Consider the following 15,249-nt stretch of genomic DNA (forward strand, 5'->3'; position numbering starts at 1 on the left):
CATAACGTTAATACTGATTTTTCTCATTCTTTCAGTTTGTTTTTGGTAACGCGGTGGTGCGGCATTCCGACATCTTGTCCGCATAGCCACCGCGCTACATGATTATTTGCCTTTCGAGCCGCCACTAGCTGCTTTGTAGACTTCATTATTCTGATTACCACCCGATTTCAGGTAAGCGACCAGGTCTTTAAGTTCGTCGGGATTCAGGCTGTTGATCAGGCCCGGCAGCATAATGGAGACGGTTGAGTTTTTCTTCGACACCACGTCTTTCTTGGCCACCTTCCGTAACTGGTCGGGCGCAAACGGGTTCTGGGAAATGGAGTAACTTGCCTTGTCTTCATTAACCAGACGACCCAATACAGACTCCCCATTTTTCAGCGTAAAAATGCTGGATACGTATTGGTCCGAGATGGCTTTGTCGGGATAGATGATGGCTTCCAGAATATCTTTGTTGGAGAACCGGGTACCAAGCTGGGTCAGGTCGGGACCAATGTCACCACCCTGGCCACCCATTGAGTGGCAACGGCTGCACAAAATGGCTGAATAGATTTTCTTGCCGGTGTCGAAGTTGCGGCTGGTCGACCCACTATCCAGCACCGCCACCGCCTTGTCCAGCTCCCACCGACGACCGGGCCCTTTAGGAGCGTAGTCGCTCACGAAATCGTTACCCGATGCCGACAGCAAGTCCGCCCCCGACAATTTGTTGTATTTCTCAAACTGGTCTTTCGGTACGTGGTTCAACGCCAGTTTACGCGCTCTGTCAATGAAGCCGACATAGCTGCGGCCGCCCTGGTATTTGAATGCGTTTCCGAACCAGGAGAAGTATTTTGCCCGAAGTTCCGGCGTCCAGCCCGTATCTTCCCGGCTAAGCATAACGGCATAGAATGTTTGTTGCAGGGGCGGTACTTTCGCCAGCATACTGGCGATGTCCAGCCCGTATTGCGGGTTACGCAGGATAAGATCGGACGAGGCCGTGCTGGTTTCGAGGCCCAGGTCTTTACTTCCCGGTTCATCTTTGATGTCCATCAACGCCAGCGTCTTCGTAACCACGCCCGGAGCTTCGAGTGCAATCAGGACCTTGCTAAGACCCCGGTTCATCAGGGCAGTTTTTGCTGGATAATGCGGGTTCAGGTAGGCGATTACTTTTTCTTTATCGGCTCCCTCAGGCATGCCCATCCGCAGGAAAACCAGTTCGAATGCCCGGCAGAGGTCAAACTGCTGCGACTCTGGCAACTGATCGTATTTTATCGTGACCAGCGCATTGAGCAGTTTGCTTTTCTGCGCGGCATCGCCCTGACGGGCCAGCGCGATAGCGGCCTGGGTTAAGCGTTGTGGGTCTGTCTCGGTAAATACCTTACTTTGCCACTGGGCTACCGGCTGGTGTTCAACGGCAATTCGGGCAGCATACCGCACAAAACGGTCGGGGTGATTTAAGTTAGGCCAGGCAGCGGCAACAGCGGCCGGGTTAGCCCCGTGATGATACTGCTCCAGTTGAGTTCTGAGCTGATGCTCTTTGGTCAACACGGGCGCCTTGGCAACAGGCGTTACGGATTCGGTGCCGGTATAGGTGATCCGGTATAGATCCGACTCCAGGCGACGCCCACCCGTCAGGAAATACAACGCGCCATCGGGACCGAACATACCATCCGTCAAAGGAAGCGGTGACCCCGAGATAAACTCCTCTCGATCAGCTTCGTACGATGCTCCTTTAGGTTTCAATTTAATCGAATATATAATCCCGAAGCTCCAGTCGAAGGCAAACAGCGATTGACGATAGCGTTCCGGAAAGCGGGCATTTTCGCCAAAAACAAGGTTCGTTGGCGACCCCTGACCAATGTTCAGGACTGGTGGCAGATTGTCAGGGTTGCCGGGGAGCCATTTGCCATTGCCTGTCCGCCAGCCAAACTCAGCACCACTAGGCACGTGGCAGATGCGGGTAGGCCGATACCAGGGCAGACCAAAATCCCACTCCATATCCGAATCATAGGCAAACATATCACCAGCTTCGTTGAAGGCAATATCGAATGCATTCCGAAAACCAGCGCCGATCAGTTCCCAGCGCTTTCCTTCCGGATCAATGTTAGCAATCCAGCCACCAGGGGCCGTTCGGTTATTGGCGTGGCCACGGGGGTCTTTTATTTGCGGGAACAGATTATCTTCTTTCCAGTTGGATGGCAACCGGTAGGCGTCCATTTCCGGCACATCGGTATGGTTACCGGCAATGACATATATCGATTTCTTATCGGGCGAGAGTTTTATACTATGGGGCCCATGTTCGCCCGGTTCACCTTTCAGGGCTTTTAGTAAGGTTACCTTGTCGAATTGGTCGTCGCCATCGGTGTCCTGCAGCCGATAGAGCCCGCTTCCCTTATCGAATTTCTTGTTTTGCCAATTGTTCACCATCACGTAGAGGCTATTGAAGGCATATAGCAAGCCTTGCGCGTAGCCCATAACCACTGTTGTGTCGCCGGGTTGAACAACACCCACTTTCAGCTTCTCTATTTTAGGCTGCGACGAGCCCGAACCAACTGGCGGCAGTTCGAGCCGATATAAAAATCCATATTGATCGGAGGTAATCATGCGGCCTTTGTCATCAAAGGCCATCGCTACCCAGGAGCCCTCTTTGTTATCGGAGGGGCTGTATAAGTGCTCCGCTTTAAAGCCGGGCAGTAGCTTCAACTTATCGATTTTGGGGTTATCAGCAACCGGATTTGTCGAATTTGCACCCTGCATACTAATCCAGGACGTTCCGATGAGAGCGAACGCTGCAACGACTAGTAGTAGTTTGGCTGGTTTGTACGTGAACAACATAGTTCTATTGAGTAAGTAAGTTTGTAACAATGCCTCGTTGGCGGCATGTCGAATGACAATCAGGTGTATACTTCTCCGTATAAAGCATATTGACAAGGCAATATACCGACCCTGCTTTGGCTGATAAAGGAAAGAAAAGAAGCAGAGCCGAAACGATTCTGCTTCTATTGATTCAGTATTACCAACCTACATTAAACATAAAAAAGGAATGAATTTCAGTTTCTTTGCGGCTCAAAACGTCCATTGTGTTATACGTAAATTTGACTTTGTAATGTCGGGTTCAAGAACCCGACAGGCGAGGACAGTACGCCGTTGTAATTCTCAAAACTTCCTTAATTGATCCTTTCGTTTTAAGAAACCTCGCTTGTCAGTTTTGAGAAACTAACACCACATCAACACGCAGTCAATAATCAGACGTTGTGCCTTTAGCCATCAGAAATATGGCGTTAAGGCCGACTCAACAGCGGGCAGTCCATAATAATCATCCAGAACCGTAAAGGCATTGGGTGGTGGAACGGCTCCAGCGGGGAAATAATAAGCGGCTGGATTGGCTTTTACCTTGGCGCCATAGGCCCCAATGATTTCCTTCACGCGACCCGTTCGGGTCAGATCAAACCAGCGCTTGTTTTCAAAAGCCAGCTCAACGCGTCTTTCCTTAAAGATAGCTTCCCGCATATCAGCCTGCGCCGTTGCTTTGGTTGCCGCCAGACCCGCACGCGCACGAACCTGATTGATGTAAGTAGCTGCCTCACCCGCTTTGCCTTGCTCATTTAGGGCTTCAGCCATAAAGAGAAGCACTTCAGCGTAGCGATACACCGGCCAGTTTTGACCCGTATTGTTATTCAACGAATGCGGCCGCGCATATTTTTTAATATACGGGTATTCTTTTACAGCCCGAAGACTGGTGCTCAACGTAACGGTTCCGATCGAAATATCCTTCCGTTTGTCGCCGGGTTCGTAGGCAGCGATAAGATCTGGCGTCGGAATATTGTTGCTTTCCTGCGAGGTAGGCTGGGGATTCGACGTACCCACGATGGGGGCGATCTCCGCAGCGGTTATGGGAGACGGCAAAAACCGGTAGATCTGATTGCCATTATACCCGGCAGACCCTTCCATATACTGAATCTCAAACACCGATTCTGCATTGTTCTTATTGGCACTAGTGTACGAAAAGGCGTCGTTATAATCCGGCATCAACGAGTACCCGTCTTTAGTGATCACGTCTCTCAGTATTGGTTCAGCCTGAGCCCATTTCTTCTGGGTAATATATAAATTCGCCAGTAGCGTTTTAGCCGCCCCCGACGTGGCCCGGCCGAGTTCCTGGCCTTTTTTGTTAAGTAGGGCAGTACTGGCGGCTAAGGCATCTTTCTCGATTTGAGCATAGATCTCATCTGTTGTCGATAGCGGCAAGGCGGCATCTTCGCGCCCGACAACCGGCGTCAAATGCAGCGGCACTTTGCCGAACAAACGAACCAGATCGAAGTAGGCAAACGCCCGGAGAAAGGAAGCCTGGCCCTTGATGTTATTTTTGACAGCATCGCTGGTGAACGGGATGCCGGTCCCATCGATCAGTGATAGAATTTGGTTGGCCCGCGAAATAATGACGTAATTCAGGCGAAACTGCTGCAATACGTTATCGTTTGCCGTAACGCCATTGGCCGTCGGAACGGCAAAATCAGCTACGTTCTCCGTTGGGTCTACGGCACCATACAATGTATTCCGGGCGTAGTAAGTATTGTCGGAGTGCATTTCTTCCAGCACCCATGCCCGTTCATTATACATCTGTCGAAACGGCACATACGCCCCGTTGACGGCTTGTTGAAAATCGGCTTCTGTTTTGAAGAAAGTGGCCGAACTCAGGGCCGTTTCCGGTATTACAGTTAAGAAATCTTTCTGGCAACCGGTCAGCGCAACGCCTAGTAACCAGGTAGCGATAAGTCTTGTTTTCATTCTATGAGGAAATTAGACTATTGAAAATGAGTTTGATAAGCTTGCTGGCTTAGAAGTTCAGGTTGATCCCGGCCGTGTACGTACGTGGAACCGGATAGTTTGAATAATCGACACCCTGGCTCAAGTTGTCGCCAGGCCCGTCGCCGGCGCCATTGCCACTGGTTTCCGGATTTGGCCCACCCCAGTACTTTGTAAATACGTAGACCTGCTGCACGGAAGCATAGAGCCGGGCCGACCGGAAGAACTTGTTCAACGGACCGAAGCTGTAGCCCAGGGTTATGTTTTTGATGGTGAAGAACGAGGCATCGGCCAAAAATTGCGAACTATGCCAGTCTCGCTCAATACCCGTGAAGTTCCCGCCGTTATTCGTTGCGCCAAACTGACCTGCTCCCTGTGTAATTATGTTGGTAGCAACACTTGTCGTAATGCCATTATTTACAACCTGGGTATTCTGAACACGGAAGCGATCTTTCACGCCCTCAACCATATTGAAAACGCCGTCCAGGTTAGCGGTGCTATACAAGTGACGTACCCAAAGCTGGTTTCCGTAGGAGCCAGAACCGGTAATCGAGAGGTCGAAATTGCCGTACTTCAGATCGTTTGTAATGCCGTAGGTAAACTTCGGAAATGGGCTACCCAGAATAGTCCGGTCATCGAGGTCACCCCCGTTCGTGATGATGCCATCGCCGTTCACATCCTTGAACTTGATCGTACCAATGGCTGAACGACCTGGAATGACAGGCGACGTCCGTAGTTCTTCGGCCGTTTTATAATACCCTTCCTTGACCAGGCCATAGAACTGGCCAAAGGGCTTACCGACCTGCGTAATGTGGAAACCCGTACCTCCATAGACCCGGTCGATACCGGGAGCCAGAGAAACTACCACATTCCGGTTGAAGGAGATATTAGCGTTCGTTGTCCACTTCAACCGACCCGTCGTGTTTTTCGTCGTCAACGAGAACTCATGGCCCCAGAACTTAATCTCGCCAATGTTGTCGTTGTAGTTGGTGAATCCGGATTCCTGTGGAATCTGGACGGCATATAGTAGGTTTGTCGTTCGTTTGGTATAGAAGTCATAAACGAACTGGACCCGGTCGTTGAAGAGTCCTAAGTCAAGGCCGGCATCAAATTGACGCGTGGTTTCCCAGCCCAAATTTGGGTTTGCCAGCGATGAGACAACAGCGCCCGTAGCTACGTTGCTGCCGAAAACAGCGTTCGTCGTATTGTTGACCAGCGCATACTGGGTATAGTTACCAATGTTGTTGTTGCCGATTACGCCATAGCTGGCCCGAACTTTGGCAAACGAGACCTGTTGAATAGGCTTGAGGAAATTTTCGTCTGATAGAACCCAGCCCACCGACGCGGAAGGGAACGTACCAAACTGGTTGTTTGCCCCAAACCGGGAGGAGCCATCGGCCCGAATAGCGGCCGTAAACAGGTATTTTCCTTTGTAATTATAGGTCAGCCGGGACAGATAAGACGTCAGGGTCCATTGCTGAATATCATTCCTTGTGTTGGAGGGATTACCCGCCCGGTCGATATTGAGCGCTCCCTGGATCGTTGGCAGCCGATCGTCCGCATAGGTGTTAGCCGAGATTCGGGTAAATTCCTGCCGATACTTCTGGTTCGTAAAGCCCGCCAGCAGTTCAAAATTATGGTCGTTGAAACTTCTTGCGTACGTCGCTAAGTTTTCATTCAGCCAGGATACGTTTTCCAAACTCTGCCGGGTCGATGAGGCCGTTGTCGGTATTGGGACATTGATGGCGCTCGTGGCGGTCGACGGGTTGAAGTAAAAGAACTTGGAGTTCAGGTATTCAATATTGATGGTCGATTTTAGTGTCAATCCGCTGATCGGCCGGTATTGAATGTACGCGTTGGCCAATAAATTCGTATTCTTCGTTTCATTGATCAATTCATTGGCAGCCCGTACCCAGTTCGGATAATTGAAAATATTACCCGTGCTACTGGGCAGCGTATTGTACTTAGTCAGTTGGCCATTGGCGTCATAAATGGGCATGATCGGCCAGGTATGGAGCGCATTGAACAGAATGCCCGTTCCCCGGTCGCCGTCAGTTCGGGGTGTATTATCGAACACGTAGGATGGGGCCGCATTGAAGCCGACCGACACGCTCTTCGATAAATTATAGTTCGAGTTCATCCGCAGGGAATACCGCTTGTACTTGTTATTCAGTACAACCCCATCCTGGTTGAATACACCCGCAACCAAAGACGTATTCGACCGCTCGGTATTGTTCGATATACTCAAATTGTAGCTCTGAATAGGCGCTACCCGCAGCAAGGCATTGTACCAGTCGTTGTTTTTACCTTCGTATTGCGCCGGATTCTGAAAGATATCCGGAACAGGCTGTAACTGGTCTTCGTAAAACTCTTTCTTGAACTGGGCAAACTGAACGGCATTCAGCATTTTTACCCGACCGCGCATCGGCACCTGCTGCACACCCGCGTAGGTATTGAAACTAACGTTGGTTTGGCCGGGTTTTCCTTTTTTGGTGGTAATCAGGACAACACCATTAGCCGCCCGCGACCCGTAGAGCGACGTCGAAGCCGCATCCTTCAGAACGGTCAAATCCTCAATTTCATCGGGGTTAAGCTGGGCAATATTCCCCGTAATTGGGAAACCGTCGACGACATACAGGGGATCACTACCCGCCGTTACCGACACCTGTCCACGAATACGGATGGATATTCCCTGACCGGGCTTGCCGGTAGTCTGGTTGATTTGAACCCCGGCCAACCGGCCCTGTAATTTTTGGCCGATCTGCGAAACGGGCAAATCTTTGATTTCTGCGGCACTTACTGTCTGAACAGCGCCCGTTATTTCTTTTTTCAACTGGCTACCATAGCCCACTACAACGACTTCATTGAGTGTCTGATCATCCGGCGACAGAGCAACCGTCAGCGACGTCTGGTTACCGACTACAACTTCTTTTTTCGCGTAACCAACAAAACTGAACACCAGTGTTGCACTGGCATTAGGCACCGCAATGCGGAAACTACCCTCGCCATCGGTCGTTGCTCCCTGCGTAGACCCTTTAACTACCACACTAACACCCGGTAACCCCTCTCCCTTTTCGTCCGTTACCCTTCCCGTTATGGGTATATCCACTGCCGCTTTGTCTACAGTTTTCAGGGTATTCAATGCCATCAACTCACGGGGCAGTGAACGCTCTTTTTGCTGGCTCTGGTTGGGCTCCTGCGCAAGACAGGTAACTGAGCCCGCTACCATGCTTAGTGCTACTAACTGATAGAGTCTTTTCATGAGTATAACAGGGTTGTGTACTAGAGGTTGGAAATAGACTGGCTTAGGAAAAAGCTAATTTGATAGCCAAATATTACCAGCTACTTTCCTCTAACTTTCCCATACATACCCATTACTAGCATTATTTGGCTAATATTCTTGATATTTTCAATATAATTCTAAACGTATACTGCCCCTATACACAGGTAGTTACAAGTCCTGATCTTTAGATAAGCTCGTGTGAAGCAGGGGGATCCCCTATAAATTACAGGCAGGCGACGCTGACGACTAACTACCTAGAGTACATTCATTGGCTTACTGACTTTTCAGTCAACCCAATGTCAATTTCTACCTTGCCATGCTTTATCATATTAAAATAAACGACTACTCAAACACGCCAAAGTACCAGCAGATTTATAATTCAATTGTGGAAGGCATTGAGAATCGGGACATTTTACCGGGTGCCAAACTCCCATCCATCCACGAACTTTGTGCGGAATTTGATGTATCCAAAGGCACCATCGAGCGCGCCTATGAACTCCTGAAAGAGAAGGAAATAATTGGAGCCGTGAAGGGAAAAGGCTTTTACATCAACTATACGCCAACCGGAAATAACTTAAAGATCTTCCTGCTATTCAACAAGTTAAGCGCCCACAAGAAAATCATCTACGACTCCTTTGTGGAACTGTTGGGACCGGGCGTAGCGATCGACTTTTTTATTTATAATAATGATTTTCGATTGTTTCGGGACTTAATCCAGCGGCAGGCCCGCAACCATACCCATTATGTGATTATCGGGCATTTTTTTGAAGGGGGCGAAAAAGCCGACGACCTGATCAATAGCCTGCCCAAGCACAAACTGGTTATTCTGGATAAGTTACTGGAAGGGATAACGGGCAGCTACGGGGCCGTCTTTCAAAATTTCGAGCGAGACCTGTATCAGGCACTGACGGACGCCCTGCCGCTTCTGAAAAAATACACAACGATCTGTATACTCTTCCCCTCCTACAGCTACCACCCAAAGGCTATTCTGAACGGGTTCTACAAGTTCTGCTATGAGCACGGCTTTAAAACGCGGGTGATCAACGACATTCAGAATGAAGTTATCCAACCCCAGCATGCCTACATTAACCTGATGGAAGAGGATCTGGTCGAGCTGATCAAGCGGATTAAAATCACGCCGTACATTGTGGGTCAGGAAGTGGGCATTCTGTCGTACAACGACACGCCCCTGAAAGAATTTCTATTGGATGGGATCACGGTCATTTCCACCGATTTTGCTCAAATGGGACGCACAGCCGCCCAACTGGTCCTAAACGCCAGCGTGGAACACGTTGAAAACCCGTTCCACTTGGTCGTCCGAAAGTCATTATAATCAGAACCGGGATTTATTTGCTTACTCTGATTTGCCATGATTTTGCTTCGCTCAGAAGGATAATCAAGAAAATCAGAGTAAGCAAATAAATCCCGGTTCTCACATTTAATACCGTACCACTTTAAACCGGGAGATGCCGCCGTTGAAACGGATCGTCATTTTCTTTTTCGCGGTGTCGTAGCCAGGACTGACAAATTCGCCCCCGCCAACGTCGGTAAAATCGTCTAATTGTTCTAAGTTGAGCGCCCCGTCTTTTTTGACCTGGCAACCCACTTCTTTAGGAATACGAACCGTAACCGAAGCGGCACCTACATCTAATTTTATGTCGGACTGGTCAGCTTTGGCGCCTAGTTTTAAATCGAGATCAGCCGCACCGACACCGAGTTTCAGACTTCTTACCGCATAGGCACTCAGGTCCAGGTCACCCTGACCAGCGCCCAGCGCTACGTCCATTGTCCAGATCGGGGTTGCGTTCAGGTGAACATCGACCCGATTTTCAAACTTCCCATCTTTCAGGTCGATATTCTGTTTTTCTTCCGTTGGCTTTAGTTCAATGGTCGGAATGTGCGTTGTAGCATCGCGATCCACGGACATCGAATACGTACCAACCGTTTGCTTGGTATCCGCTTTGATAAGTTCGGAGGTTGGTTCACTGATAAAAAACCGCCCGGCCCCACCCGATAGCTTCAGTACAGCTTCGCGTGTGTCGCCTTCCATCGATTCGGAAAACGTATTGGTATGCGTCTCCGTCGTTTCTGAATCCCGATGATCACGCTCAGACCGATAATCGTCTTCATTATCACGATCAGCAGTACCGTTGTCATCGTCGTCATCATCATCGCTTTCGTTGTTACTATCGTCGTCGTCATCATCGTGATTCCAGCGCATATTGAACTCATCGCGGTCCCGATTGTGAGATAGAAAGCCAAACAGGGTTGTAGGTACAGCGACGGCCAGCATAACGGTAGTAATAAAAGCCGCCGGATTGCCGCGTCGTTCGAGAATCACATTAACGCCGGCCAGAATCAGAAGCACCGGCCACAAATTCACGAGCGAGTGCCAATCGACGTCCAAAACCCCTGCCCTGCGGGCCAGGAAAAGCACACCCAGCGTGAGCAGAAAAATTCCCCAGAATAATCCGTTTCTTCGTTGCATAAGACTTGTCAGATGTAGGATGTATGATGTAGGCTATAGGATGTACTGAACCCGGCAGGAACCTTACATTATATACCCTACATCATATATCACTTATAATGTACCGCTGGTTGGATTAGTGGGGTCGTTTTGCGTAGGATCGTTCTTGTACGGATCACTTTTATACGGATCGTGCTGATTCGGATCGAAGGGTGTCCGGATACGATCCCGGAAAATCAACCATAAACCAATTGCGATCAGAATAAATGGCCAAAGATCGCCAAAGTCGATATCGAAGTAGCGGTCAATCAAAAACATGACGCCAAGGAGAATCAAAATTCCCCCACCTAGGAGACTACGGTCGGGCGATGCAGGTTTATTGGGATTATAAGGGTTCATGAAAATAGGGTTTGCGTAAACGGTTGATTGAAGCACAGAGCCAGCCGAACGACGCTCCGGCAATGCGATCCACAAGATAACATAAATGATGATCGCCGGGAAATGGGGCAGAAAAATCCCGATGACAAATAACACGCGCACCAGGGCGCGATCAATTCCAAAATAGTCGGCTAAACCAGCGCATACGCCCCCAATCTGGGCCTGGTCAGCAATCCGTTCTAAGCGTTTGTTCATGGCTTCTAGTGTCTAAAACCGATGTAAACCTAGCCGACGAACGCCTGCTGAGAAAGGAGAATAGGAAGAATGGACGCGCTTATGGATGGATGTATGTTTTCAATGATAGTAGGTAATACATAGTAGTGAATTACGGTGCGTGATTTACGGTTTGTGATTTGTAGTACACGCATGGACGCGTCAGCCCTATTAACTACAAACCACAAACTACAAACGTAAACTACACCTCTACTCCTCCTCAATGGCTTCGAGAATATCCATCAATTCGCCAAACTCTTTATTACCGGGCTGTTCTTCAATGCCTCCGCTCAAAGCGATCCCGCGCACGGACGATAATTCGGCCAGCAGGTCATGAACATTTTGGGCCGAAATACCCGTTCCCAGCAAAATGGAATACCGGGTCGACTGCCGTTGTAGAAGTACTTTCAGGTCATCCTCCATATTGACGGGGCCGTTGCTCTCGAGCAACACATAATCGGCATTGGCGGCCCCAGTTTGCAATAAGGTATCGAGCTGGTCGAGGGTTAGCTGAGCCACGTCGACCCGAAGAATGAACCGGAGTTCTGTATCCGATGTACCCAATGTGCTCAGGTAAGGAAGCAGAGCCGCTTCGTCGACCTGTAACAAATCGGGCTGGTACATTTCCAGAAGTTGCTCAATGACTTCGGGATCTGTCGACCGGGTTTCACCAACAATCTGCACACCAGCGAGCCAGCCCCTTATTTCGGAGAATTTTTTCGGTTCTACATAGTCCGGCGAGTCCGTATCCATCGAAAAGCCAAGCATGTCGACGCCCATACCCGCACAGTAGCGGGCATCGCTGAGGTTCGTAACATTCGAGATTTTAACCAGCGTTTTGAGAGCCATAATAGTAAGAAGCCGTAAGCCGTGACAAGGATTGTTTGTAGCCACAAAGTTACGGACACAGGCCCATACTCCTACGCACTTGCCCTTTGGATTGTTCGCCTTCGGACAACCGTGTACGATTCCGGACACTCGTTAGCCGGCCAAACAGGCCAATACCGATCAGAGAAACAGATTTAAGGGTTTGGCAAAGCATTTGTTCTACAAAAGTTAATCTTATTCTTTTGGCATGAAACGGACGTACCTGGGTGAGTTTGAAGAAGTGGTTTTATTGACCGTTGCGGTGCTGCATGAAGGCGCTTATGGCGTAGCCATTACCGATGAGCTGGATCGGCAAACGGGCCGGTCGGTAAGCATCAGCGCGGTTCACGCAGCCCTGCATCGGCTGGAAGAAAAAGGCATGCTCAAGTCGCAGATGGGCGAAGCGACCGCCGAGCGGGGCGGTCGGCGGAAACGTCTGTTTACGGTCACGGCGCTGGGCAGCCGAGCCTTACACGACATTAGGGCCATGCGTGACCAGTTGTGGGATTCGATCTCTCCGAGTGCTTTACCGGCCATCAGTCTATGAGCGCCGGGAACAAGCATCAACCCGTCGAACCACCCCGTTGGGCCGACCGACTTCTCGAATGGTTCTGTGCACCTCATTTAGTCGAAGAAGTGCAGGGCGATTTATACGAACGATTCTCCCGTGACGTGCAGCAGTTTGGCCTTTCGAAAGCAAAGCAACGGTACTGGCTCAATGTGCTGCGATTCATTCGTCCCTTCGCCTTGAAACGCAAACCAAATATATATTCTTCAGTCTCCTTATTCAGTTCCGCTATGTTACAGAACTACATTAAAATCGCCTTTCGAAACCTGACTCGTAACAAAGCGTATTCGGCCATTAATATCATCGGATTGAGCCTTGGGTTGGCCGTAGCGATGTTGATTATGCTCTATACCAAAGATGAAGTCAGCTATGACCGCTTTCATGCGAACAATCCGTCGATTTACCGGATTACCAGCAAATCGCTGACGCCCGCAGGGAAATTAGAAAACTACCAGCCTTACACGGGCATCTTCCCAGGCCCAAAGTTTCACGAGGGTGTACCAGAGATAAGGGCCTTTGTGCGGTACCGGGAAAACAATAGAGATATGAAGCAGGGCCTGGAGGTAAAAAGCCAGACAATCCATTTTGCGGATACCAGTTTCTTTTCTGTATTCTCCTTTCCCCTGCTGAATGGCAATCCGAAAACTGCGCTGCAAAATCCACAATCGGTCGTAATTTCAGAAGAGGTAGCAGAGAAAAATTTTGGCACAACCAACGCCTTAGGAAAAACGCTATTCTTTAAAGACGATGGCAAGTTTGAGCCTTATACTGTAACGGGAGTTTCTAAAAAATGTCCACAAAATTCGTCTGTTAAATTTGATATTCTCATGCCTATGCTCATCAAGGATGACGACATGGCAAACAATGAGAATTGGTTTAGTGTCTTCATGAACACTTTCGTATTAGTTAGTCCCGGTGCAAACCTTAAAGCGGTGGAAACCAAGATGAATCAGGTATATGTAGCTGATGCGCAGGAGACTATCAAGTCAGTGGCTAAAAAGTTTGGTATCACAGGCAAAACGGTGTATTCGCTTCAGCCATTGACCGACATGCACCTGAGCAAAGAACTACCGGCAAGCAACGGGCTTGTTGACGAAAGCAACCCTACTTTTTCCTATATTTTATCCGGTATCGCGCTGTTCATTTTGCTGATTGCCTGCATCAACTTTGTCAATTTGACCGTAGCCCGTTCCTTGAAGCGGGCAAAAGAAATAGGTGTCAGAAAGGTGGTTGGCGGGGCCAGAACCCAACTAATCATTCAGTTTTTAGGTGAATCGTTCATCCTATGTTTTGCCGCCTTCCTCTTTTCTATTATTCTGCTTGAACTGGCTCTACCGACGTTCAACCAACTGGCAAACAAAGCGCTTTCACTCTCATACTTACTTGACAGTAAACTAGTTGCCGGATATTTCGCCTTATTTCTAGTAACCAGCTTATTAGCTGGTTTTTACCCAGCCCTTATTTTATCCAGCTACAATCCGGTTCAAACGTTGTATAGCCGATTCAATCTTTCCGGCAAAAACTACCTGCAAAAGTCATTGGTTGTGCTACAGTTTACATTAGCTTCTTTTCTGATTATTGCATCCCTAACTATTTATTCCCAGTTTAATTACCTGACCAGTAAAGACCTGGGCTACGATGACAAAAATCTGATAATTATTAACAAATCGAATTTAAAACGCAGTGAAGCCAAACTGCTAAAAGAAGAATTACTGATAAATCAGACGATCATCGATGTCGCGCCTAAAAATGGCGGAAGATGGGGTACAATCGCTAAAGTCAACGGGGAAACACAACTAAATTTTGACTACGAAACGGTTAATGAAACCTACCTTCCCCTCTTTAAAATACCCGTTCTGAAAGGGCGAAATTTCTCAACGGACTTCCCGTCAGATTCATCGCAGTCGGTGCTGGTCAATGAAACATTTGTTAAGAAAGCGGGCTGGAAAAATCCGATAGGCCAGGTCGTTGACTTCTGGTTCAGAAACGAAACGTATACGGTAATCGGCGTTGTAAAAGACCATCATTTTGAGTCGCTGAGCCAGGAGATTAGACCGCAATTATTCACGATGAAGTTAGGAAATGATTACGGAAAGGCATTTATAAAGATCAAACCCAACACCGAGACGGCCAGTCTTCATTCCATTGAAAAAACCTTTAAAAAGCTATTCCCGATCAGTCCTTATTCGTATGCGTTTATGGACCAGGAAAACCTCAAACGATATGAGTCGGAGGCCAAGTGGAAACAGATGATGCTGTTTGGAGCTATCCTTACTATTTTCATTTCCTGCATCGGCCTCTTTGGGCTGGCTACCCTGTCGGCCGAGCGACGAACCAAAGAAATTGGCATTCGCAAAGTATTAGGTGCGTCGGTATCGGGAATTGTCCAATTGCTGTCAACTGATTTCCTGAAGTTAGTTTCGCTCTCCTTCATTTTCGCGTTCCCGGCGGCCTGGTATGCCATGCAGGAATGGCTCAACAACTACCCGTATCGAATAAGCATTAGTGCCTGGATGTTTATCGCCACGGCTATCATTGCCATTTCCATTGCTTTTTTAACCGTTGGCTGGCAGTCCCTGCGAGCTGCTATGATCAATCCGATAAAGAGCCTGAAAAGCGAGTAACATCAACTTA

The 15,249-nt window shown here is 48.8% G+C and carries 9 protein-coding genes; 3 read left to right on the forward strand and 6 right to left on the reverse strand.

Translation table 11 applies throughout. The features are described from left to right. Window positions 1-102 precede the first annotated feature (102 nt). The 3 genes from ACYVAM_RS08445 to ACYVAM_RS08455 all read right to left on the reverse strand — a co-directional run bounded on the left by ACYVAM_RS08445 (window position 103) and on the right by ACYVAM_RS08455 (window position 8,041). Window positions 103-2,811, reverse strand: a complete 2,709-nt coding sequence (locus tag ACYVAM_RS08445; protein WP_461065864.1) for a c-type cytochrome — start codon at window positions 2,809-2,811, stop codon at window positions 103-105. Window positions 2,812-3,243: 432 nt separating this feature from the next. Next, a complete protein-coding gene (locus ACYVAM_RS08450) occupies window positions 3,244-4,761 on the reverse strand; it encodes a RagB/SusD family nutrient uptake outer membrane protein (protein WP_461065866.1) in 1,518 nt (505 codons plus the stop codon). A 49-nt stretch (window positions 4,762-4,810) separates the two neighbouring features. Beyond that, the gene (locus ACYVAM_RS08455; protein ID WP_461065868.1) at window positions 4,811-8,041 is read right to left on the reverse strand and encodes a SusC/RagA family TonB-linked outer membrane protein; all 3,231 of its coding nucleotides are present in this window, start codon (window positions 8,039-8,041) and stop codon (window positions 4,811-4,813) included. A gap of 337 nt (window positions 8,042-8,378) precedes the next feature. Between ACYVAM_RS08455 and ACYVAM_RS08460 the strand changes: the two genes are divergently transcribed. Beyond that, window positions 8,379-9,395, forward strand: coding sequence for a GntR family transcriptional regulator (locus ACYVAM_RS08460; protein ID WP_461065870.1), 1,017 nt, complete (start codon window positions 8,379-8,381; stop codon window positions 9,393-9,395). A gap of 105 nt (window positions 9,396-9,500) precedes the next feature. On the opposite strand, the gene ACYVAM_RS08465 is transcribed toward ACYVAM_RS08460, so the two are convergent. The 3 genes from ACYVAM_RS08465 to trpF form a co-directional block, all read right to left on the reverse strand. Further along, a complete protein-coding gene (locus ACYVAM_RS08465; RefSeq protein ID WP_461065872.1) occupies window positions 9,501-10,550 on the reverse strand; it encodes a LiaI-LiaF-like domain-containing protein in 1,050 nt (349 codons plus the stop codon). A gap of 93 nt (window positions 10,551-10,643) precedes the next feature. Beyond that, entirely contained in the window at window positions 10,644-11,162 is a 519-nt protein-coding gene (locus ACYVAM_RS08470; protein WP_461065874.1) for a PspC domain-containing protein, read from the reverse strand. A 228-nt stretch (window positions 11,163-11,390) separates the two neighbouring features. Next, window positions 11,391-12,029, reverse strand: a complete 639-nt coding sequence (gene trpF / locus ACYVAM_RS08475; protein WP_461065876.1) for a phosphoribosylanthranilate isomerase — start codon at window positions 12,027-12,029, stop codon at window positions 11,391-11,393. A 226-nt stretch (window positions 12,030-12,255) separates the two neighbouring features. On the opposite strand from trpF, the gene ACYVAM_RS08480 reads away from it, so the two are divergent. Together ACYVAM_RS08480 and ACYVAM_RS08485 are read left to right on the forward strand one after the other, a co-directional pair. After that, entirely contained in the window at window positions 12,256-12,594 is a 339-nt protein-coding gene (locus ACYVAM_RS08480) for a PadR family transcriptional regulator (protein ID WP_461065878.1), read from the forward strand. Then, window positions 12,591-15,239, forward strand: coding sequence for an ABC transporter permease (locus ACYVAM_RS08485; protein WP_461065880.1), 2,649 nt, complete (start codon window positions 12,591-12,593; stop codon window positions 15,237-15,239). Before ACYVAM_RS08480 ends, ACYVAM_RS08485 begins: the two co-directional genes overlap by 4 nt. Window positions 15,240-15,249: the final 10 nt, after the last annotated feature.

The organism is Spirosoma horti (assembly GCF_054776595.1).